Source organism: Streptomyces sp. HUAS MS02 (genome assembly GCF_055702265.1).
Map to the genome: position 1 here is coordinate 7675837 of NZ_CM146747.1, position 20668 is coordinate 7696504.

A 20668-nucleotide genomic window follows, 5' to 3' on the forward strand; every position below is an offset into this window, starting at 1 on the left:
CGACCCCCGGACCCCCAGCAGATCCCGTGGTGCGCGCTCATCGACCGGCCTCCTGCGTGGTGTTCAGAATGTTGACGCCCTTGAAGAGGGCCGACGGGCAGCCGTGCGACACCGCGGCGACCTGACCCGGCTGGGCCTTCCCGCAGTTGAACGCGCCGCCCAGGACGTAGGTCCCCGGCCCGCCGACGGCCGCCATGGAGCCCCAGAAGTCGGTCGTCGTCGCCTGGTAGGCGACGTCCCGCAGCTGCCCGGTGATCCGGCCGTTCTCGATCTTGAAGAACCGCTGCCCGGTGAACTGGAAGTTGTACCGCTGCATGTCGATGGACCACGACCGGTCCCCGACGACGTACACGCCCCGGTCGACCCCGCCGATCAGATCCTCCGTCGACATCCCGGCCGGATCGGGCTTCAGCGACACATTGGCCATGCGCTGCACCGGAACGTGCCCGGGGGAGTCCGCGTACGCACAGCCGTTGGAGCGGCCGAGGCCCGTCAACTTCGCGATGCGGCGGTCGAGTTGGTAGCCGACCAGGGTGCCGTCGCGGACGAGGTCCCAGCTCTGGCCGGCCACGCCCTCGTCGTCGTACCCGATGGTCGCCAGACCGTGCTCGGCGGTGCGGTCACCGGTGACGTTCATCAGCTCGGAGCCGTACCGGAGCTTGTCGAGCTTGTCGAAGGTGGCGAAGGACGTGCCGGCGTACGCGGCCTCGTAGCCGAGCGCCCGGTCCAGCTCGGTGGCGTGGCCGATGGACTCGTGGATGGTCAGCCACAGGTTGGAGGGATCGACGACCAGGTCGTAGACGCCCGCCTCGACGCTCGGCGCCCGCATCTTCTCGGCGAGCAGCTCCGGGATGCGCGCCAGCTCGTCGTCCCAGTCCCAGCCGGTGCCCGTCAGGTACTCCCAGCCGCGCCCGACCGGCGGTGCCAGCGTCCGCATCGAGTCGAACTCGCCGCTGGACTCGTCCACCGACACGGCGGTCAGCGACGGGTGCAGCCGTACCCGCTGCTGGGTGGTGACGGTCCCCGCGGTGTCCGCGTAGAACTTGTTCTCGTGGACGGTGAGCAGCGAGGCGTCGACGTGGTTGACCCCGTCGGCCGCCAGCAGCCGCGTGCTCCAGTCCGCCAGCAGCGCGGACTTCTCCTCGTCGGGGACGGTGAACGGGTCGATCTCGTACGAGGAGATCCAGGTCTTGTCCGCGTGCACCGGCTCGTCGGCGAGTTCCACCCGCTCGTCCGAGCCGGCGGCCTTGATGACCTGCGCGGAGAGCTTGGCCATGGCCACGGCCTGCGAGGCGACCTTCGCGGCGGCGTCCATCGTCAGGTCCACCCCGGACGCGAACCCCCAGGTCCCGCCGTGCACCACCCGCACCGCGTACCCGAGGTCGGTCGTGTCCGACGATCCGGCCGGCTTCGCGTCCCGGAGCCGCCAGGACGCGCTGCGCACCCGCTCGAACCGGAAGTCGGCGTGATCGGCGCCGAGGGCACGGGCGCGGGCGAGCGCGGCGTCGGCCAATGCCCTCAGCGGTAGTGCCGTGAAGGCTTCGTCGATGGAATGAGGCACCGAGGTCTCCCTGTTGCCGAACGGTGGTGGTGGCCTGTCGGGTCCGATCATGTCGCGCCCACGGGCGGCCGGACCACATCTTTCCGGCTGCGGCCGGCCGGCTTTCTGTAGGGACCCCACAGTGACTCCCCCGAGCCACTGTCACAGCTGGAATGCCCGCCGGAAGAAGCGGACCGATAGGTTTCGAGGGAAGGCGCCTGCCGTCCAGGCATGTGGGCAGGCGTTCAGACCGCTAAGGAAAGGGTGATCCGTTGAGCCGCTCGGTTCTCGTCACCGGAGGCAACCGGGGCATCGGCCTCGCCATCGCCCGCGCGTTCGCCGACGCCGGCGACAAGGTCGCCATCACCTACCGCTCGGGGGAGCCGCCGGCCGGCTTCCTGGCCGTCAAGTGCGACATCACCGACTCCGAGCAGGTGGAGCAGGCCTACAAGGAGATCGAGGCCGAACACGGCCCGGTCGAGGTCCTGATCGCCAACGCCGGCGTCACCAAGGACCAGCTCCTGATGCGTATGTCCGAGGAGGACTTCACCTCGGTCATCGACACCAACCTCACCGGCACCTTCCGCGTCGTCAAGCGCGCCAACCGCGGCATGCTGCGCGCCAAGAAGGGTCGGGTCGTCCTCATTTCCTCGGTCGTGGGCCTCTACGGCTCGCCCGGCCAGGCCAACTACGCCGCCTCCAAGGCGGCCCTGGTCGGCTTCGCGCGCTCCCTCGCCCGTGAGCTGGGCTCGCGCAACATCACCTTCAACGTCGTCGCCCCCGGCTTCGTCGACACCGACATGACCAAGGTGCTCACCGACGAGCAGCGGGCGGGCATCGTGCAGCAGGTGCCGCTCGGCCGGTACGCGCAGCCCGAGGAGATCGCCGCGACGGTGCGGTTCCTCGCCTCGGACGACGCCTCGTACATCACTGGAGCCGTCATCCCCGTAGACGGCGGACTGGGAATGGGTCACTGATCACCATGAGCGGAATCCTCGAGGGCAAGCGCGTCCTGATCACCGGTGTGCTGATGGAGTCCTCCATCGCCTTCCACACCGCCAAGCTGGCCCAGGAACAGGGCGCCGAGATCATCCTCACGGCCTTCCCCCGGCCCACGCTGACCGAGCGCATCGCCAAGAAGCTCCCCAAGCCCACCAAGGTCATCGAGCTCGACGTCACCAACGACGAGCACCTCGGGCGCCTGGCCGACATCGTCGGCGAGGAGCTGGGCGGTCTCGACGGTGTCGTCCACTCCATCGGCTTCGCGCCGCAGGACGCCCTCGGCGGCAACTTCCTGAACACGCCCTTCGAGTCCGTCGCCACCGCGATGCACGTCTCGGCGTACTCCCTGAAGTCGCTGACCATGGCCTGCCTGCCGCTGATGCAGAACGGCGGTTCGGTCGTCGGTCTGACCTTCGACGCGAAGTTCGCCTGGCCGCAGTACGACTGGATGGGCCCGGCCAAGGCCGCCCTGGAGGCCACCAGCCGTTACGTCGCCCGGGACCTGGGCAAGCAGAACATCCGCTGCAACCTGGTCTCCGCCGGTCCTCTCGCCTCCATGGCCGCCAAGTCCATCCCGGGCTTCGGCGAGCTGGCCGCCGTGTGGGACGACCGTTCGCCGCTGGAGTGGGACCTCAAGGACCCCGAGCCGGCCGGCCGCGGTGTGGTCGCCCTGCTCAGCGACTGGTTCCCCAAGACCACCGGCGAGATCATCCACGTGGACGGCGGGCTGCACGCGATCGGCGCGTGAGCGTCGCCGCTCCACGCTCCGCCACGGTTCGAGGGCGCGCATCCATTCGGGTGCGCGCCCTCGGCGTACTCCTGTCCGCCGGGATCATCACTCGTTCGGCTCATCCGGCGGGCCTACGGGACCGGTTGCCGCGCACGCTGGACGTGCACCGCTCAGCCACTCGGCCGAGGAGGTCCCCCTTGTGCGCATCTCCCGCAGCATCGCCCCAGCTGTCGTCGCCCTGGTTCTCGTCCTCACCCTCCCGTCCGAATCGGCACCGCACGCGCGCGAGGAGGCCGGGCAGCGGCACACGCGCGTAGTGGTGGACGACAAACCCGAAGAGCGCGATTCGTTCGGGGCGGCCTGCTACAGCACCGTCACCGGTTCCCAGGTGGTCGGGTACTGCTTCAACCCCCACTCGGTCATCGACCACGTCCGTCTGCACATCGAGTGCGCGCGGTGGTGGGACATCGACAGCGACAGCGCCGCGGTCGAGACCGCTCCCGCGCGGACGGTACGGCTCACCGGCCGCTGCTGGAAGGAGGTCCGCTCGGTGTGGTTCAGCCACCAGCGGGGGGAGGGCTGACAGCGGGCGGAGGGCCGACCCGGCCGGGACGGCAGTGGAACGGATAGCCGGCCGCCTCCGCCGCGGCGGTCCGCGCGTCACCCGCGCGGATCGCGTCCACCAGCCGGGCGTGGTCCAGGTACGCCTCCGGCGTCAGCTCCTCGCCCACGTCACCGCGCAGCCAGTCCCGCAGGACCTCGCCCAGGTCCGCGTAGACCGTCGTCACGACGTCGTTGTGGGACGCGGCCACGACCGCCATGTGGAAGGTCGCGTCGGCGGCCACGAAGGCCTCCGTGTCGCCCGAGGCCCACGCCTGCTCGCGGCGCGCCAGGAGCGCGTCGAGCTGTCTGAGGTCCTTGTCGGTGCGCCGCTCGGCCGCCAGCTTCGCCGCGCTCGACTCCAGGGCGGAGCGCAGCTCGGCGATGTGGCTCGGGTCGGCGTCCGCGAAGCGGCGGTGCATCACGCCCGCGAGCTCGCTGGTCGCGACGACGTAGGTGCCGGAGCCCTGGCGGATGTCCAGCAGGCCGTTGTGCGCGAGCGCGCGGACGGCCTCACGGACGGTGTTCCGGGCGACGCCCAGCTCCTCGACCAGCTCGGGCTCGGTGGGGATGCGTGAGCCGACGGGCCACTCGCCCGAGGTGATCTGGTTCCGCAGCGCGGCGATGACCTGCTCGGACAGCGCCGATCGGCGGGGATGGCTCAGCGGCATGGCACACCTTCGCACGAAGTGACCGGCCGGGAGCAGCCGACCCATGGACAACCAATCATCCTATGATTCTATGATGGGTGCCATGGTGAGCGAGGAGACTTCGACGACCTTCACACCGGAGCGGGCACCGTCCGGAACACCCGTGTCCGACCGCGCCGCGGCCGATCCCCCGGCGTCCTCCACGCGCGCGTGGACGACCCGCCTGATGGTCGTCGGCATCGTCCTGACAGCCCTCAACCTCCGCCCCGCCATCACCAGCCTCGGCGCCCTCCTCGAAGAGGTGCGCGCCGGGCTCGGCATGAGCGGCACCGTCGCCGGGCTCCTCACCTCCGTGCCCCCGCTCTGCTTCGCCCTCTTCGGCGTCATGGCGCCCCGGCTCGCCCGCCGGTTCGGTCCGGCCACCGTCGTCTGCGCGGGCATGGCCGCCGTCGCCGCCGGCCTGCTGATACGGCCGTACGTCGGCGGCACGGCCGGATTCGTGGCCGCGAGCGCCCTCGCCCTGATGGGCATCGCCGTCAGCAACGTCCTGATGCCGGTCATCGTCAAGCGCTGGTTCCCCGACCGGGTCGGCTCCATGACGGGCCTCTACTCCATGGCCCTGGCCCTCGGCACCTCCTCCGCCGCCGCCGTCACCGTGCCCATGACCGAGGCGCTGGGCGGGAGTTGGCGGACCGGGCTGGCGGTGTGGGCGCTGCTCGCGACGGCGGCCGTGGTGCCGTGGCTCCCCTCGCTCCGGGACCGCGACCGGGGCGCGCGCCCCGCGGAGCACCCCGGGGGAGCGTCGCGCACCGCGCGCGAGGCGGCGCCCGCCCTGCGGATCACCCGGAGCCGTACCGCCTGGGCGCTCGCCGTCTTCTTCGGCCTCCAGGCGACCGCCGCCTACATCGCGATGGGGTGGATGGCGCAGATCTTCCGCGACGCCGGGGTCCCGGCCGGCACGGCGGGGCTGCTGCTGGCCGTCACCATGGTGATGGGCGTGCCGCTGGCCTTCGTGATCCCCCGGCTCGCCACCCGCCTGCCCCACCAGGGGCCGATCGTGGTCGTCCTGGGCGTCTGCGGCCTCCTCGGGTACGGCGGCCTGCACCTCGCCCCGGCGGAGGGCGCCTGGGCGTGGGCGGTGCTGATCGGTATCTCCAACTGCTCCTTCCCGCTCGCGCTCACCATGGTCGGCATGCGGGCCAGGACCGGCGCGGGCGTCGCTCAGCTGTCCGCCTTCGCGCAGAGCACGGGCTACCTGATCTCCATCCCCGGCCCGCTCCTCGTCGGCGTCCTCTACCAGCACAGCGGCGGCTGGGGCCTGCCCCTCGCCCTCATGGCCGCCCTGATGCTCCCGCAGATCGCCGTGGGCGTCCTGGCGGGCCGCGACCGGGTGGTGGAGGACGAGGCGGCCCGCTGAGGCGGACCCGGCGCCCCCACCCGGGGACAGGGGTGCGAGACTGGGCGCATGCCAGTGCTCGACCCGAACCCCCAGAACGGCCAGAAGAAGATGCTCCTGGTCTTCGGCTCGTTCCTCGCCATCTTCGTCGTCATCGGGATCATCGCGGCCATCGCGTCACCCTGACCGCTCGGACCCCCGGTGGTGGGGATAACCCCCCGTCCCCTAGGGGGCGAGTCTCAGGGTGAAGTGGGTGGATCACCGGATGGGGCTGACCGCCCCCGTTCCGTAACGTCGAGATCGTGGCCGCAGGGGACCCGCGAGGGCCCACGGAGGACCCGGCCACGAGGACTCGCAGACCACGGAGGCGGCATGTCGGCCCGTACGCACCCCCGGCCCCACCCAGCGCCCACGAGCGGCGTCGGCGTCCGCCTCCCCTGGTGGGCGGTCGCCCTGCCCGCCCTCGCCTTCGTCACGCTCCTGCTGCTGATCTCGGACCCCGCGCAGGCCCAGGCGGCGAGCGGAGACCCCGTGATCGCCGACCTCCTGGAGCGCATACGGAACGCCCTGGCGAGCCACACACCGTGACGAGCGTCCGGCCCACCGGAAGCACATGTACCGGTGTCGGGTATCCGCACTTCAACTCCCTGCGCCCCGTGGCCTGTTTCGTGCGAAGCTGGGACGCATGAGCGTCGCAGAATCCCGCAGGATTGTCCTCTTCCGGCATGCGAAGGCCGACTGGCCCCAGGTTTCCGACCACGAGCGGCCGCTCGCCGACCGGGGCCGCATGGACGCCGCCGTCGCCGGGCGCAAGTTGGCCGACTCCGGAATCCCCTTCGACCTTGCCCTCTGCTCCACCGCCGTCAGGACCCGCGAGACCTGGAAGCTGGCCGTTCATGAACTGCCCGAGCGGCCGAAAACGGTCTACGAGGAGCGGATCTACGAGGCCTCGCCCGGTGAGTTGATCGCCCTGCTCAACGAAACCCCGGACGACACGCTGAACGTCGTGCTGATCGGCCACAACCCCGGAATCCAGGGCCTCGCCGACATCCTCGCCGGCAGTTCCGAGGGCGACGCACGCGAGCGCATGAACCGCCACGGGTTCCCGGCCGCCGCCTTCGCCGTGCTCACCTTCGAGGGAGCCTGGAAGAGCCTGGAACCGGGCGTGACCACCCTGGCCGACTACTGGGCGCCCACCGAGTAACTCCGTCGCGTAGCCGACCCCCGGCACGCGGGACCCGGCACGACAGGGGCCCGGCACCATCTGGTGCCGGGCCCCTGTCGTGCGCCTCGTCTCGTCTCGCCCTACTCGCCCTACTCGTCGTGCGTGTCCGCCGCCTCGACCTCTTCACGGGTCACCCCGAGGAGATACAGCACGGTGTCGAGGAAGGGGAAGTTCACCGCGGTGTGCGCGGCCTCGCGCACGACCGGCTTGGCGTTGAAGGCGACGCCCAGACCGGCCGCGTTGAGCATGTCGAGGTCGTTCGCGCCGTCGCCGATCGCCACGGTCTGGGCCAGCGGGACCCCCGCCTCGGCGGCGAACCGGCGCAGCAGCCGTGCCTTGCCCGCCCGGTCCACGATCTCGCCCACGACCTTGCCGGTGAGCTTGCCGTCGACGATCTCCAAGGTGTTGGCCTGCGCGAAGTCGAGGCCCAGCCGCTCCTTCAGGTCGTCCGTGACCTGGGTGAACCCGCCCGAGACGACACCGACTTGGAAGCCGAGCCGCTTCAGTGTACGGATCAGCGTGCGCGCGCCCGGGGTGAGCCGGACCTCGCTGCGCACCTTCTCCACGACCGAGGCGTCCAGCCCCTCCAGCAGCGCCGCGCGCGCGTGCAGCGACTGCTCGAAGTCCAGCTCGCCGCGCATCGCCTTCTCCGTGACCTCGGCGACCTCCTTCTCGCATCCGGCGTGCGCCGCGAAGAGCTCGATCACCTCGTCCTGGATGAGCGTGGAGTCCACGTCCATCACCACCAGCCGCTGGGCCCGGCGGTGCAGCCCCGCCGCGACCACGGCGACGTCCACGCCGAGCGCCACCGACTCGGTGACCAGCGCGGTCCGCAGCGTCTCCGGCTCCGTGCCGGACACGGCGAACTCCACTGCCGTGACCGGGTACTTGGCGAGCCGGAAGATACGGTCGATGTTGCCGCCGGTGGCCGTGATCCGGGCGGCGATCCGGGCGGTGGACTCGGCGGTCAGGGGGTGGCCGAGCACGGTGACGTGGGAGCGGCCGAGACCGCGGGGCCGGTTGTCGCCCAGGCCGGAGATGATCTCCGCCTGCATCTTCATCGACTCGGCCCAGCTGTGCACGGTCGCGCGCAGGTCGCCCTCCTGCCCGGCGGGCGGCTCGGTCACAAGCGCGCACAGCACGATCCGGCCACGGGTGACGACCTGCTCGATGTCGACCACGTCGACGGAGTACGCGGCGAGGGTGTCGAACAGCCCGGCGGTGATTCCCGGCCGGTCCTTGCCGAAGATCTTGACGAGGAGGGTGGGGATGTCAGAGGAGGTCTGCGAAGCGCTCATGATGTGCCAACCGTATCCGGCGCCCTGTGCCTTTTGCCCCTGAGGTCCGCCCAGCGGACGGAGAACACTGGGTTACAAGCGGCTGAAGCGCACCGGGATCCCGCACGACACCTCGGAGGCCGACCTCCGCTCGAGCACGGCTCCTGGCCCGCAGGGGCGCGGCCGGGCGGTCGCCGCAGGCCGGAGCGCATGCCTGACGTGGCTCCGTACGTGCCTCCGGCCCCGCCTCGTGCGGCCCCGTTCGTGGCCGGGGGCCCGTCCGGCTGACCGTGCCACCCGTAAGGGGCCGGTCGGGCCGACCCAGCCACTGTAGGGCGCCCGTCCGGCCCACCCCCGCCGCTGGAAGCAGGGGCCCGTCTGCCGACCCGCCGCCGCGGAGGGCCTGGCGGCGTGACTCCGCCGCGGAGGGTCTGCCCGGCGTGACTCCGCCGCCGTTGGGCACGACTGGCTGACCCCGCTCCGTCCGGCTGGAGGCTCCGTGCCCCGCGGGGCCAATCGCCCCCGGCCCCGGAGGCATGTCCCCGCGACTCTCTCGGGGCCTCTCACCGCCCGCGTGGGCCTCGCGGCGGGGGCGGCCTCTCCTCCGGTGGAGGCGGCGGTGCAGGCCAGGTGCCTGATCCTGATCCTGAACGCGACCCTGATCCCGAGCCCGTCCCTGATCCCGAGCCCGTCCCAGATCCTGATCCCGACCCTGATCCTGAGCCCGTCCCGGACCCAGAACCAGCCCCCGAGCCCGGCCGCTGCCCCGGCCGTCGGGGCGGCGGTGTGAACCGCCGGGCCACCGTGGGCGCCCCGTACACATCGGGAGGCTCCGGTACACCCTCCGACGCTGAGCCCCCGGAGCCCCCCGCACCCCGCCCGCCCCCTCCTTGCCTGCCCCGGCTCTCCCCGCCCGACCCGTCGCCGTCCCGCCCAGCCGACCCCGGCCCGGACTGGCGACGCTCCCCGTACTCCCCGTACTCCCCGGGCCCCCGGAAACCCCGAGCCCCCGGCGCCCCCTGAGCCCCAGGCGTCCCCAACGGCCCCCGCAGCTCCTCCGGCAGTCGCAGGTACGGATTGGTGTCCGGGTTCGGCGGGCGGTACGGCGTAGCGGGCGTGTACGGTCCGGACGGCGTGCCGACTCCGTGGGACCCGGCGGTCGCCGCCGCCCCGCCCGCACCTCCGTCCCCACGAGCCAACGGCGACGCCCGCAGCCCGGCTGCCCGTGTCGCGCAGGCCAGTACCGCTCCGACGGCCCCCGCCCCGGCACCCCACAGCGCGCCCAGCACCACCGCCGTCGCCGCCCGGCCCCGCAGCTCCACCCCCGCGTCGAACGCGTCGATGCCGAACAGAGCCAGCGAGGCGTCCACCGAAACCTGCGTCAACCACACGAGCAGCGGCAGTGCCACCGCCGTCGCGACCCCCAGCCGAAGCGCGCAGCGCCCGATGAAGCCGAGCACGCTCCCGCCCCGTGCATCCGCACCGGACACACCTCCGGCAGCGGCGGCAGCCGGCCCCCGTACGAACGGCGTACGCACGGCGGTCAGCACCCCCGCGTACAACATCATCAGCGCCGCCGCGAGGCCGAGCAGCCAGAGCCGCCCGTCCAGTTCGGCGAGGCGGCCGAGGGTGACGGGTTCGCTCGCGTCGACGCGCAGCAGTTCCCCGAGCGGGTCCGGCAGGAGGTCGGCCAGCCCCCCGGTCGCGCCGCCGTCCCAGGGGACGAGGAGGCCGAGGGTGACGCCCAGCCAGACCCCGTTCGGAGCGCCGAGGAGGGCCGCGCCGGCGATCCGCCTCGGGTGGGGGTCGCCGACCGCCGCGTACACCGCCGCGGCAAGCCCGGCCAGGACCGCCACCAGGAGCACCGTGACCATCGCGGACACGGCGGGCCGTACGACCCGGTGCATCCAGTCGAGTCCGGGCGGCAGGGGAGTGCGGCGCGAGGCCAGCAGGGCGATGAGCAGCACGCCGAGGCACCAGGTCAGGCCGCCGAGGACGGTCGGCACGGTGTCGACCGTGAAACCGACCTTGGCCTCGGTCGCGGCGAGGTCGCCCAGCCGGTCCGGCAGCAGACCGCCGCCCAGGTCGCCGAGGTCGCCGAGCCCGGGGATCTCGACGTTGTCGAGGTCGCCGCCGCCCGGCAGCTGTTCGTCGATGCCGAGGCGGCTGCCGTCGAGGGTGATGACCGCGTTGCCGGCCCAGGCCAGCCCGCCCATCAGGGCCACGAACAGCGCGAGCACCGCGCCCGCGCGCGCGATGAGTTCGCCGACCGGGACGACAACTCCCGTGCCGCGCAAGGAGCGTAGGAAGAACCAGGACAGCAGGAGCGCACCCACGAGGCTGACACCCAGTGGCGTGATCTCGATGGCGGTGGTCGCCTGAGCCCCTTCCAGGCCCATCACGGACACATCGCCGGACGGGGTCACCGACCCACCCGCCCCGAGTGCCACAACCGCCGCGGTCATGGGCCCGAGTTGGCCCGCCGCGTCGGCGCCCAGCAGATGCAGACCGAGCGCCGCCGCACCGGCCATGCCGATCAACGCCCAGCTCACCGCCGCGATCGCGGAGAACACCACGTCCCCCCACGGCACGCGCCTGCCATGGTCAACATACCGGTCGCTCATGGTCGGACCCCCCGATCCGCATCGCGGTGTTGCACCGCTGATGTCCCCCTCGTGGGGGATTACCACTCTCCGGCCCGGTTTCAACCCCGTCAACGGGACGGGGAGATGCCCTCGTACGTTCTCTTCACAAGGCCCGACTTTCGGTCAGGGGGCCGAGCCTGAAATAGTTCCCCCCGATGTTCGACATCCCTAGACTCCCTGTGATGGGGGTAATTCGGGGGACAACTCAGTGGGGCATGGAGTGCCGGAACTCGTACTGGAATTGAACGGACAAACCTGGACGCTCGATCCGTCCAGGGCATACACCCTCGGACGTGATCCGCAGGGGGACATCGTGTTCGACGACGCCAGGGTGTCCTGGCGTCACGCCACGATCAGCTTCGGCGGCCGTAGTTGGGTGATCGAGGACCACGGCAGCACCAACGGCACCTTCGTGCAGGGGCAGCGGATCCACCAGCTGGAGATCGGCCCTGGCTCGGCCGTGCACCTCGGCAACGCGACCGACGGACCGAGACTCAGCCTCTCGGGCACCGCCGCGTCCGTCGCGCAGCCCCAGCAGCAGCCGTACGCGGCGCAGGGCGCGAGCGCCGGATACGCCGGCCAGCAGACCCCGCAGCCGCAGGCGCCGCAGGCGGGCTGGCAGCAGCCGCCGGCGGCACAGGTCCCGCAGCAGCAGGGCTTCCCGCAGCAGGGCCCCGGTGGTGGCGCGGGGGCGCCGCCGGTCTACGGCGACCGCAGCCCGACCACGTTCCACCAGCTGGCCCTCGGCCGGGTGATGCGGATCGGTCGTGCGCTGGAGAACGAACTGGTGGTCTCCGACCTCCAGGTCTCGCGTCACCACGCCGAGTTCCACGCGACGCCCGACGGGCGCTTCGAGATCCGCGACCTCGGCTCGCACAACGGCACGTTCGTCAACGGTATGCCGATCGCCAAGGGCGGCTCGGCCCTCCTCGGCCCGAACGACATCGTCGGCGTCGGCCACTCGACGTTCCGTATCGTCGGCGACCGACTCGAAGAGTTCGTCGACACCGGTGACGTCTCCTTCTCCGCACGCCATCTGACGGTCACCGTCGACGGCGGCAAGCAGATCCTGAAGGATGTCTCCTTCGGTGTCCCGGAGAAGTCGCTCATCGCGGTCATCGGACCGTCCGGTTCCGGCAAGTCCACCCTGCTGAAGGCGCTCACGGGCTACCGCCCGGCCAACCAGGGTGACGTCCTCTACGACAACCGGAACCTGTACAAGCAGTTCGCCGAGCTGCGGCAGCGCATCGGTCTGGTCCCGCAGGACGACATCCTGCACAAGGAGCTGACCGTCAAGAAGGCCCTCAAGTACGCGGCCAAGCTGCGCTTCCCGGCCGACACCACGGCCGCCGAGCGCGACGCCCGGATCGACGAGGTGCTGCGCGAGCTCAAGCTCGACATCCACAAGGACAAGAAGGTCACCTCCCTCTCCGGCGGCCAGCGCAAGCGTGTCTCGGTCGCCCTGGAGCTGCTGACCAAGCCGTCGCTGATCTTCCTGGACGAGCCGACCTCCGGCCTCGACCCGGGCATGGACCGCGACGTCATGCAGCTGCTGCGCGGCCTCGCCGACGACGGCCGTACGGTCCTGGTGGTCACCCACTCGGTGGCCGAGCTGGCGATCTGCGACAAGCTCCTGGTGATGGCCCCGGGCGGTTCGGTGGCGTACTTCGGTCCGCCCGAGGAGGCCCTGAACTTCTTCGGCTACGAGACCTGGGCCGACGTCTTCTCCGCCTTCGAGAACTACCGCGACTACGACTGGGCGGGCCGCTGGAAGGGCTCGCAGCACTACCAGATGTACGCCGCGGACATCGACGCCGTCGCCCCGCAGTCGGTGCACATGCCGCCGCCGCAGGCGATGCGTCCGCCGAAGCCACAGGGCTGGTTCTCCCAGCTCGGCACCCTGGTCCGGCGCTATGTCTCCGTCATCGCGTCCGACAAGGGCTTCCTGGCGCTGACGGTGATCCTGCCGGCCGTCCTCGGCGCGGTGAGCCTGCTCATCGACCCGGACAAGGACCTGCTGGTGCGGGGGGTGAACAAGGCGACCGGCCTGCCCGTCCCGAACGGCACGGCCACCACGGTGCTGCTGATCCTCGCGGTCGGCGCGTGCTTCGCGGGCGCCGCCAACTCCGTCCGAGAGCTGATCAAGGAACGGGTGATCTACGAGCGGGAGCGGGCCACCGGTCTGTCTCGCTCGGCGTACCTGATGTCCAAGGTGATCGTCCTGGGCGCAGTGACAGTGTTCCAGGGCGCCATGGTCGGCGCGATCGGGTTCTCCAGCCGGACCATCCCGGACGAGGCGCTGATCTTCGGCGAGGGCAAGGTCGCCGTGATGCTCGAACTCTCCATTCCGATCATGGGGCTCGGCTTCACGTCCATGATGTTCGGCCTGGTCATCTCCTCGCTGGTGAAGACCGCCGAGAAGACGATGCCGCTGCTGGTCATGTTCGCGATCGTCCAGGTCGTCTTCACCGGCTGCCTCTTCGCCCTGCACGGCAGCCCCGGTGTCAACGAGTTCTCGTACCTGATGCCGTCCCGCTGGGCGGTCGCCGCCGCCGGTGCCACGCTGGACTTCAACAACATCAGCCCGCCGAAGGAGGCCGGCGACACCGACCCGCTGTGGGACCACACGGTCGGCGCGTACAGCCTCGACATGATCGCCCTCATCGTGCTCGGCGTGATCTGCGGCTTCCTCGTGGCACGCTTCCTGCGCCGCCACGAGCCCGAGGTCATGCGGAAGTAGTCCACGGGCAGTGACGTACGAGGGGCGGCACCCGTACCGGGTGCCGCCCTTCCGCGTTCTCAGAGGTCCCGCGCGGGCCTCAGTACGCGCTGTTGACGTTGTCGATCGAGCCGTAGCGGTCGGCGGCGTAGTTCGCGGCGGCCGTCAGGTTGGCGACGGGGTCGTACTGGCTCTTCTTCGTGCCCGGGACGTGGTAGGCGTCGAAGGTCGGCTTGATGACCTGCAGCAGGCCGATCGACGGAACGCCGTTCTGGGCGTTGATGTCCCAGTTGTTGATGGCGTTCGGGTTGCCCGAGGACTCCCGCATGATGTTCTTGTGCAGGCCGTTGTAGGTGCCCGGGATCTTGTGCTTCTTCATGATGTCGAGCGCCTCGCGGATCCAGCCGTCGAGGTTGTTCGGGTACGACTTCGCGGCGGCGGCCTTGACCTGGGCGGCGCGCTTGGCGGACCGGCTCGCGGCTTCCTTCTTGGCGCGCTCCTGCGCGGCCTTCTTCTGCGCGGCAGCGGCGGCGGCCTTCTTCTCGGCGTCGGCGGCCTGGTTCGTCACGCTGGCCTTCGCGGCAGGGGCCGGGTTCTGGCTGAACGCCGCCGGAGCCGCGGACACCGTCTGCGTGGCGGTCTGAGCCTCGGCCGGCACCAGCGAGAACGCGAGGGCGGCGGCGCCGAAGGCGGCCACTCCCGCGAACGAGAGCTTGTGGGTCTTGGTCAGCGCGAGACTGTGGCCGGGGATCTTGGCGTTCTTGAGCATGAGTGATGGACCTCTTCGAATAGCGCGGAGGTCGCTCTGCGTGCCGGGTGGGGGACACAGCTCTTCCAGCACAAACGCCGCGGGATGACCCACGGCGCCGAGCGACGGTTGCCATTCTTAGCGGCCGCAAAATCGCGTGGCAAAGGTGTGACGTACGATGCCGCTTAGTTGTACGGGAACCGGCAAAACGGGACAGACCGCACCGTCCTTCCCGCTCATACCGCCCGTATGCATCTCCTAGGCTCCTTCGTACGTGATGTGTGCCCTATGGGGGGCCTCACACGGCCCGGACGCTTTGTTCACAGTCGGTTGCTGACGCAATGCTCTACGTGAGGCCCGTCTCCGGCAGGATCAGATGCACGTCCCCGAACTCGTGCCACAGATAGCGCCCCGCGACCGCGGCCTCGTACGCGCCGTCGATCGCCGCCCGCCCCGCGACCGCCTCCAGCATCAGCAGGTGCGAGGCCTCCGGCTCGTGCAGCCCGGTCAGCAGTCCGTCGACCGCCCGCACCCCGCGCTCCGGCGTCACCACCAGATCCGTCCAGCCCTCCCGGGCCCGTACGACACCGTCGGACCCGGCCGCCGACTCCACGGCCCGCACCGCCGTCGTCCCCACCGCCAGGACCCGCCCCCCGCCCGCCCGTGCCGCGTTGATCAGCCGCGCCGAGACCCCGGACACCGCGAACCGCTCCGGGTACGGCGGCTCGTGCGCCTCCGCCGAAGCGACCCCGGTGTGCAACGCAACCGGCGCGAACAGCACCCCCCGGCTCACCAGCTCCGCCACCAGCCGGGCCGTGAACGGCCGCCCCGCACTCGGCATCTCCGCACTGCCCGCCCCGTCCTCGGACGGCAACGCGAACACCGTCTGGTACACGGACATCGGCTGGTCCCGCTCGGTGTAGGAGTAACGGATGGGCCGCCCGTGCTCCCGCAGCAGCCCGGCGACGGCCGACGAGGACACCCGGGCCCACCACAACCGCTCCCCCCGCCCGCTCAGGGGCTCCTCCAGGACCAGCCGAACGCCACGGGGCAGCCGCACCTCCGTCCCCGCCGGACCGCCCGCACGCGCGCGCGTGGTGCCGCGCCCGTCCGGATCCCGCAGCTCCACCGCCCACCGCCCGTCGTCGCCCCGCGTGGAGAAGTGCACCACCACGCGCGCGTGCCCGATCCTCCCGTCCACCGCCGCCGCCAGCGTCGGCGAGGTGTTGACCACCAGCACATCGCCCGCCGACAGCAGCCCCGGCAGCGCCGCGAACGCGTGGTGCGACACCCGCGTCCCCCGCGACACCAGCAGGCGCACGCCGGCCCGGTCGAGGCCCGGCCCCCGCTGCTCGGCGGGCACACGCGCGTGCAGCTCGTCCGGCACCCGCACCGCCACCGTCGTCATCGCCCCTCCAGCAGCGAGGCCGCCCCGTAGCGGCCACTGGCCGGCCGCTCGTCGAGCAGCCGCAGGAAGGCCGGCACCACACCGGCCGGCGCCGGCCGTGGATCGTCGTCCTCCGGTACGGCCGCCGCGTACAGGTCCGTGGCCATGTCCCCGGGATCGACGGCCCACACCCGCAGCCCCGGCTCCTCCTCCGCCAGCACCGCCGACAACTGGTCCAGCGCCGCCTTCGAGGCCCCGTACCCACCCCACGTCGCGTACGCCTCGGCCGCCGCGTCCGAACTGACGTCGATCACCGTGCCCGCACCCGAGGCCCGCAGCAGCGGCAGCGCCTCCTGGACCAGCCCCAGCGCCGCGACCACATTCACCTCCAGCGCCCGCCTCAGCCCGTCCAGGGGCAGCTCCTCCAGCCTTACGAGCGGCTCGGCGCCCAGCGCACTCGCGTTGTTCACCAGCAGGTCCACCCCGCCCAGCGCACGCGCGGCCGTCACCAGCTCCGCCCGGTGCCCGGCGTCCGTGACGTCCCCCGCCAGGGCCTCCACCCGCGTCCCGTGGGCCGACAGCTCCGCCGCCGTCTCTTTCAAGGGCCCGGCGGTCCTGGCGTCGAGCACCAGATCCCACCCGCGCTCCGCCAGCGCCGCGCCCAGTGCCCGGCCCAGCCCCTTCGACGCCCCCGTGATGATCGCTACCGGCATGACAACCGTCCCCTCGTCCTCACCCGCCTCCGAACCCGGCGGCGGTGATCCCAACGTAGGAACCGCACCGCCCCCACCGCCTCGTACGCGGGCCGCAGAGCCCCGGGGCCATTCGCCCTAGGCCACCGGGCCGGGCCCAGGGGCCTAGGCCCGGTCGCAGGCCGCCCGACCCGGCCCCCCGGACCTAGGTCCGGTCGTAGGCCCAAGGCCTAGGTCCGAGGCCCCGGTGAGGCCTCCGGCGGTCCGATCCGCGGTGTCGGACCCCGCCGGTACGGTGAGGTCATGAGTCAAGGTCCACGGTCCGGCCTCGCCGCGGTGAGCAGTGCCCTGCTGGCCATGAGCAGGCACCTGGAGGTGCGCGACGTCCTCAAGACGATCGTCGCCTCCGCGCGTGAGCTGCTGGACGCGGAGTACGCCGCGCTCGGCGTCCCCGACGACCACGGAGGCTTCGCCCAGTTCGTCGTCGACGGCGTCAGCGACGCCCAGTGGAAGGCCATCGGCCCGCTGCCGCGCCAGCACGGCATCCTCGCCGCGATGCTCCACCAGGCCACCCCCGAGCGCCTGGCCGACGTCCGCGAGGACCCCCGCTTCGAGGGCTGGCCCAGCGCCCACCCCCACCTGATCGACTTCCTGGGCCTGCCCGTCCGCGACGGCGACGAGGTCATCGCCGCCCTCTTCCTCGCCAACAAACGCTGCCCCAAGCCCGAGGGCGGCTGCGGCTTCACCGAGGAGGACGAGGAACTGCTGTCGATCCTCGCCCAGCACGCCGCCATCGCCCTGACCAACGCCCGCCTCTACGAGCGCAGCCGCGAGCTGACCATCGCCGAGGAACGCTCCCGGCTCGCCCACGAACTCCACGACGCCGTCAGCCAGAAGCTGTTCTCCCTGCGCCTGACCGCCCAGGCCGCCGCCACCCTGGTCGACCGCGACCCCTCCCGCGCCAAGGGCGAACTCCAGCAGGTCGCCGCCCTCGCCGCCGAAGCCGCGGACGAACTGCGCGCCGCCGTCGTCGAACTCCGCCCCGCCGGGCTCGACGAGGACGGCCTGGTCGCCACCCTGCGCACCCAGGTCCACGTCCTGGACCGCGCCCACAGCGCCCGCGTCACCTTCTCCGGCCGCGGCGCCCGCGCGCTGCCCGCGGCCCAGGAGGAGGCCATGCTGCGCGTCGCCCAGGAGGCCCTGCACAACGCTCTGCGGCACTCGGGGGCGAAGCGGGTCGACGTCACGCTGGACCGGCACGGAGGCGGCGCCGTCCTGCGGGTCACCGACGACGGCGACGGCTTCGACCCCCAGGCCGTCCGCCGCGCGGGACGCCACCTGGGCCTGGTGTCCATGCGTGACCGGGCGAGCGGGGTCGGCGGGAGGCTGGCCGTGGAATCGGCGCCCGGCAAGGGCACGACCATCGAGATGGAGGTCCCCGGTGGCTGACGCGATCAAGGTGCTCCTCGTCGACGACCACCAGGTGGTCCGCCGCGGACTGCGCACCTTCCTGGAGGTGCAGGACGACATCGAGGTCGTGGGCGAGGCCGCCGACGGCGCCGAGGGGGTCGCCCGCGCCGAGGAGCTGAGGCCCGACGTCGTCCTCATGGACGTCAAGATGCCCGGCATGGACGGCGTCGAGGCGCTCCGCAGACTCCGCGAACTCGACAACCCCGCGCGCGTGCTCATCGTCACCAGCTTCACCGAGCAGCGCACGGTCGTCCCCGCCCTGCGGGCCGGGGCCGCCGGGTACGTCTACAAGGACATCGACCCCGACGCCCTGGCCGGCGCCATCCGCTCGGTGCACGCCGGACACATCCTCCTGCAGCCCGAGGTCGCCGACGCCCTGCTGTCCCAGGAGGAGGCGGGCTCCGGGCAGGGGAGAGGCGGTTCGCTGACCGAGCGGGAGCGCCAGGTGCTGGGCCTGATCGCCGACGGCCGCTCCAACCGCGAGATAGCCCGTGCGCTGGTGCTGTCCGAGAAGACGGTGAAGACCCACGTCTCGAACATCCTCATGAAGCTCGACCTGGCGGACCGGACCCAGGCCGCACTCTGGGCGGTACGCCACGGTGTGACCGGATGATGTGCGGATTGTCCGGCAACACGGAGGGTTCCGCTCCGGGCCGAGATTCATACTGTCGGGTGTATGTCCCCCGGGTGGCGCATCCTGCCGGGACCCCCGGCGTTCTTCAGTGCGTGCTGCGTGCGACCGCCGCAGTGATCGCAAGGAAGGGCTCAAAGTGAAGAACCTGAAGAAGGCCGCCGCTGTCACGATGGTGGCCGGTGGCCTCGTCGCCGCCGGTGCCGGTATGGCCTCCGCCACCGACGGCGGGGCGCACGCCGACGGCAAGGCCATCGGTTCGCCGGGCGTCGTCTCGGGCAACGTCATCCAGGCCCCGGTCCACATCCCCGTGAACGCGGTCGGCAACAGCGTGAACGTCGTCGGCATCCTGAACCCGGCCTTCGGCAACCTGGGTGTCAACCACTGACGTTCCCTCCCCGGAACACCCGTGACCACCGGCCTTCCAGGCACTCCCTGGAAGGCCGGTCAGGTTTGTCCGAAGTCGTTCTCTTCCTGTGGTCGTTTTGTCCTGTGGTCGTCTCGGCCCGCAGTCGTCTCGTCCTGTGGTCGTTCCATCGCCCCAATGCGCCGAAGGGGCCGTTCCCGTCCTTCGCGCGTACCACCGCGGACCCACCGGGCGTTGATCAGCGCACGGCCCGTGGGCGGGCCGGATCCGTACGACGCAGGAGGAACGCAGCTCATGAACTTCGCCAAGAAGGCCGCCCTGACCGTCACCGCCGCCGGTCTCGCCGCGGGCGCCTCGTCCGGTGCCGCCGTCGCCGACTCCTCCGCGGACAGCGCTGCCGTACATTCCCCCGGTGTCGGCTCCGGCCTCGACGTCCAGGTCCCCGTCGACGTCCCCGTCACGGTCACAGGCCTCAGCGCCAACCTCATCGCCGCGCTCAACCCGACGTTCGGCAACGTCAGCGCCAACCACTGACACTCCGCCGCGCTGGGCCCACCCAGCCGTCCCAACTGCGGGCAGTCGTGCCGCTGGGGAGATGGGGGAGGGTGGGCGCAGGCGGCACCTCGTAGCGCCGAGTTGCGCAGCCGACCCCCGCTCAGCCGCAGCCGCCGGGCACCACACAGCCAAGGGCCCAGCTCACCCACCCCGCCGAGCTACCGCCCCCGCTCCCGCTCCTCCACGAACGCGTTGTACGCCGCCACCTGCGCCCGCCGAGCCGTCCGCTCCACCGGCCGCAGCGCCGCCGTCCGCGAGGCCATCTCGGAGGCGCTCACCGCCCCGCCGTGCCCGTTCTCGAACGCCACGGAGATCAGCAGCCCGATGCGCTGCGCCAGCTCCAGCACCCGCACCGCGCGCGGCGGATACCCGGGCGCCAACACCTCCCGCCCCAGCTCGGCCCGAGCCCGGTACGCGTCGATCGCCGCCTCCGCCACCGGCCCCGAGGCCGCCACGTCCAGCCGCGACAGCACCGCCGTCGCCTCCCGCAGTGCCTCCGCCAGCTCCCGTTCGGCCTCCCCGAGCGAGGGCACATCGGCCGGCGGCGCCTCCCGTACCTCCAGGCAGTGCCAGACGACCTCGACGTGCTCGTCGCCCTCGGGCCCCACCGAGGACACCTCCGGCACCAGCCCGAGCGCACCACCGTGGCAGACGACCGCCTCCTCCGCCTCCAACGCCAGCTTGTTGAACTCCGGCGGACCGCTCAGCCCCAGCGGATGCCCCGGCGCCGGCAGCGCGACCCGCAGTCCGGTCGCCCCGAGCGCCCGCAACCGCCCCAGCCCGAGCGTCAGCCCGACGGGCCCCGACTCGCCGGGCAGCCCTTCCACCCGGTGCACCGCGTCCTCCCCGACGATCGCGAGCACGGCGTCATCCGGTGAGACAAGTCCGGCAATAAGGGCATTTCCCCATGAGGCGAGGCGTCCTGAGCGTGGTTCGGAGAGCATGCCCCCACCCTAAGGACGACCGAGGCGATGGGTGGCCCGACCGGTGGCGTAGATTTCCCTATGGGCTGCGCCCACCCGGCGGTGGCTCCA

At 71.8% G+C, this 20668-nt stretch carries 20 protein-coding genes; 12 read left to right on the forward strand and 8 right to left on the reverse strand.

The features are described 5' to 3' along the window. Positions 1-37: 37 nt before the first annotated feature. The gene (locus ACZ9QC_RS33085) at positions 38-1561 is read right to left on the reverse strand and encodes a TldD/PmbA family protein (protein ID WP_472916456.1); all 1524 of its coding nucleotides are present in this window, start codon (positions 1559-1561) and stop codon (positions 38-40) included. Between the two features lie 251 nt (positions 1562-1812). Between ACZ9QC_RS33085 and fabG the strand changes: the two genes are divergently transcribed. The 3 genes from fabG to ACZ9QC_RS33100 all read left to right on the forward strand — a co-directional run bounded on the left by fabG (position 1813) and on the right by ACZ9QC_RS33100 (position 3855). Continuing rightward, positions 1813-2517, forward strand: coding sequence for a 3-oxoacyl-[acyl-carrier-protein] reductase (fabG, locus tag ACZ9QC_RS33090; protein ID WP_472916457.1), 705 nt, complete (start codon positions 1813-1815; stop codon positions 2515-2517). A 5-nt stretch (positions 2518-2522) separates the two neighbouring features. Next, positions 2523-3290, forward strand: a complete 768-nt coding sequence (fabI, locus tag ACZ9QC_RS33095; protein WP_045560796.1) for an enoyl-ACP reductase FabI — start codon at positions 2523-2525, stop codon at positions 3288-3290. A gap of 181 nt (positions 3291-3471) precedes the next feature. Next, positions 3472-3855 (forward strand): hypothetical protein, encoded by a 384-nt coding sequence (locus ACZ9QC_RS33100; protein WP_472916458.1) that lies wholly within the window; start codon positions 3472-3474, stop codon positions 3853-3855. Here the strand turns inward: ACZ9QC_RS33100 and ACZ9QC_RS33105 are convergent. Further along, complete coding sequence (locus tag ACZ9QC_RS33105; RefSeq protein ID WP_472916459.1) at positions 3830-4543, reverse strand: FadR/GntR family transcriptional regulator; 714 nt, start codon at positions 4541-4543, stop codon at positions 3830-3832. The genes ACZ9QC_RS33100 and ACZ9QC_RS33105 overlap by 26 nt on opposite strands. Before the next feature lie 82 nt (positions 4544-4625). Here ACZ9QC_RS33105 and ACZ9QC_RS33110 point away from each other — a divergent pair, with 82 nt between their 5' ends. The 4 genes from ACZ9QC_RS33110 to ACZ9QC_RS33125 all read left to right on the forward strand — a co-directional run bounded on the left by ACZ9QC_RS33110 (position 4626) and on the right by ACZ9QC_RS33125 (position 7122). Further along, complete coding sequence (locus ACZ9QC_RS33110) at positions 4626-5939, forward strand: CynX/NimT family MFS transporter (RefSeq protein ID WP_472916460.1); 1314 nt, start codon at positions 4626-4628, stop codon at positions 5937-5939. A 48-nt stretch (positions 5940-5987) separates the two neighbouring features. Beyond that, complete coding sequence (locus ACZ9QC_RS33115; protein ID WP_005477623.1) at positions 5988-6104, forward strand: SGM_5486 family transporter-associated protein; 117 nt, start codon at positions 5988-5990, stop codon at positions 6102-6104. Positions 6105-6290: 186 nt separating this feature from the next. Continuing rightward, positions 6291-6506 (forward strand): hypothetical protein, encoded by a 216-nt coding sequence (locus ACZ9QC_RS33120; protein ID WP_472916461.1) that lies wholly within the window; start codon positions 6291-6293, stop codon positions 6504-6506. 97 nt (positions 6507-6603) lie between these two features. Next, the gene (locus ACZ9QC_RS33125; RefSeq protein WP_472916462.1) at positions 6604-7122 is read left to right on the forward strand and encodes a SixA phosphatase family protein; all 519 of its coding nucleotides are present in this window, start codon (positions 6604-6606) and stop codon (positions 7120-7122) included. Between the two features lie 110 nt (positions 7123-7232). Here ACZ9QC_RS33125 and serB read toward each other — a convergent pair whose 3' ends face one another. Together serB and ACZ9QC_RS33135 are read right to left on the reverse strand one after the other, a co-directional pair. Beyond that, positions 7233-8441 carry a phosphoserine phosphatase SerB gene (gene serB / locus ACZ9QC_RS33130; protein WP_472916463.1) on the reverse strand — a complete coding sequence of 403 codons (1209 nt, stop codon included), beginning with the start codon at positions 8439-8441 and terminating at the stop codon, positions 7233-7235. A 542-nt stretch (positions 8442-8983) separates the two neighbouring features. Further along, positions 8984-11044, reverse strand: coding sequence for a streptophobe family protein (locus ACZ9QC_RS33135; protein WP_472916464.1), 2061 nt, complete (start codon positions 11042-11044; stop codon positions 8984-8986). A 241-nt stretch (positions 11045-11285) separates the two neighbouring features. Here ACZ9QC_RS33135 and ACZ9QC_RS33140 point away from each other — a divergent pair, with 241 nt between their 5' ends. Further along, positions 11286-13805 (forward strand): ABC transporter ATP-binding protein/permease, encoded by a 2520-nt coding sequence (locus ACZ9QC_RS33140; protein WP_472916465.1) that lies wholly within the window; start codon positions 11286-11288, stop codon positions 13803-13805. 79 nt (positions 13806-13884) lie between these two features. Here ACZ9QC_RS33140 and ACZ9QC_RS33145 read toward each other — a convergent pair whose 3' ends face one another. From ACZ9QC_RS33145 to ACZ9QC_RS33155, 3 genes are all read right to left on the reverse strand, one after another. After that, positions 13885-14553, reverse strand: a complete 669-nt coding sequence (locus ACZ9QC_RS33145; RefSeq protein WP_472916466.1) for a transglycosylase SLT domain-containing protein — start codon at positions 14551-14553, stop codon at positions 13885-13887. A 325-nt stretch (positions 14554-14878) separates the two neighbouring features. Continuing rightward, on the reverse strand, positions 14879-15940 hold the full coding sequence (locus ACZ9QC_RS33150; protein WP_472916467.1) for an S-adenosylmethionine:tRNA ribosyltransferase-isomerase: 1062 nt from the start codon (positions 15938-15940) through the stop codon (positions 14879-14881). After that, positions 15937-16632, reverse strand: a complete 696-nt coding sequence (locus ACZ9QC_RS33155; RefSeq protein WP_472916468.1) for an SDR family NAD(P)-dependent oxidoreductase — start codon at positions 16630-16632, stop codon at positions 15937-15939. Before ACZ9QC_RS33155 ends, ACZ9QC_RS33150 begins: the two co-directional genes overlap by 4 nt. A 282-nt stretch (positions 16633-16914) precedes the next feature. On the opposite strand from ACZ9QC_RS33155, the gene ACZ9QC_RS33160 reads away from it, so the two are divergent. The 4 genes from ACZ9QC_RS33160 (at position 16915) to ACZ9QC_RS33175 (ending at position 19613) form a co-directional block, all read left to right on the forward strand. Then, a complete protein-coding gene (locus ACZ9QC_RS33160) occupies positions 16915-18060 on the forward strand; it encodes a GAF domain-containing sensor histidine kinase (protein ID WP_472916469.1) in 1146 nt (381 codons plus the stop codon). Then, positions 18053-18694, forward strand: coding sequence for a response regulator (locus ACZ9QC_RS33165; RefSeq protein ID WP_472916470.1), 642 nt, complete (start codon positions 18053-18055; stop codon positions 18692-18694). Before ACZ9QC_RS33160 ends, ACZ9QC_RS33165 begins: the two co-directional genes overlap by 8 nt. Before the next feature lie 157 nt (positions 18695-18851). Beyond that, entirely contained in the window at positions 18852-19100 is a 249-nt protein-coding gene (gene chpE / locus ACZ9QC_RS33170; protein WP_033529228.1) for a chaplin ChpE, read from the forward strand. Between the two features lie 273 nt (positions 19101-19373). Then, positions 19374-19613 carry a chaplin family protein gene (locus tag ACZ9QC_RS33175; RefSeq protein WP_472916471.1) on the forward strand — a complete coding sequence of 80 codons (240 nt, stop codon included), beginning with the start codon at positions 19374-19376 and terminating at the stop codon, positions 19611-19613. A gap of 179 nt (positions 19614-19792) precedes the next feature. On the opposite strand, the gene ACZ9QC_RS33180 is transcribed toward ACZ9QC_RS33175, so the two are convergent. Next, positions 19793-20578: a hypothetical protein gene (locus ACZ9QC_RS33180; RefSeq protein WP_472916472.1), complete on the reverse strand. Its 786-nt coding sequence runs from the start codon at positions 20576-20578 to the stop codon at positions 19793-19795. Between the last annotated feature and the right edge of the window lie 90 nt (positions 20579-20668).

Bases quoted from the DNA above. Each gene is read 5' to 3' on its own strand.
- fabI (WP_045560796.1), top strand. From the start codon at position 2,523: ATGAGCGGAATCCTCGAGGGCAAGCGCGTCCTGATCACCGGTGTGCTG.
- ACZ9QC_RS33105 (WP_472916459.1), bottom strand. From the start codon at position 4,543: ATGCCGCTGAGCCATCCCCGCCGATCGGCGCTGTCCGAGCAGGTCATC.
- ACZ9QC_RS33110 (WP_472916460.1), top strand. From the start codon at position 4,626: ATGGTGAGCGAGGAGACTTCGACGACCTTCACACCGGAGCGGGCACCG.
- ACZ9QC_RS33115 (WP_005477623.1), top strand. From the start codon at position 5,988: ATGCCAGTGCTCGACCCGAACCCCCAGAACGGCCAGAAGAAGATGCTC.
- ACZ9QC_RS33120 (WP_472916461.1), top strand. From the start codon at position 6,291: ATGTCGGCCCGTACGCACCCCCGGCCCCACCCAGCGCCCACGAGCGGC.
- ACZ9QC_RS33125 (WP_472916462.1), top strand. From the start codon at position 6,604: ATGAGCGTCGCAGAATCCCGCAGGATTGTCCTCTTCCGGCATGCGAAG.
- serB (WP_472916463.1), bottom strand. From the start codon at position 8,441: ATGAGCGCTTCGCAGACCTCCTCTGACATCCCCACCCTCCTCGTCAAG.
- ACZ9QC_RS33135 (WP_472916464.1), bottom strand. From the start codon at position 11,044: ATGAGCGACCGGTATGTTGACCATGGCAGGCGCGTGCCGTGGGGGGAC.
- ACZ9QC_RS33145 (WP_472916466.1), bottom strand. From the start codon at position 14,553: ATGCTCAAGAACGCCAAGATCCCCGGCCACAGTCTCGCGCTGACCAAG.
- ACZ9QC_RS33150 (WP_472916467.1), bottom strand. From the start codon at position 15,940: ATGACGACGGTGGCGGTGCGGGTGCCGGACGAGCTGCACGCGCGTGTG.
- ACZ9QC_RS33155 (WP_472916468.1), bottom strand. From the start codon at position 16,632: ATGCCGGTAGCGATCATCACGGGGGCGTCGAAGGGGCTGGGCCGGGCA.
- ACZ9QC_RS33160 (WP_472916469.1), top strand. From the start codon at position 16,915: ATGAGTCAAGGTCCACGGTCCGGCCTCGCCGCGGTGAGCAGTGCCCTG.
- ACZ9QC_RS33175 (WP_472916471.1), top strand. From the start codon at position 19,374: ATGAACTTCGCCAAGAAGGCCGCCCTGACCGTCACCGCCGCCGGTCTC.
- ACZ9QC_RS33180 (WP_472916472.1), bottom strand. From the start codon at position 20,578: ATGCTCTCCGAACCACGCTCAGGACGCCTCGCCTCATGGGGAAATGCC.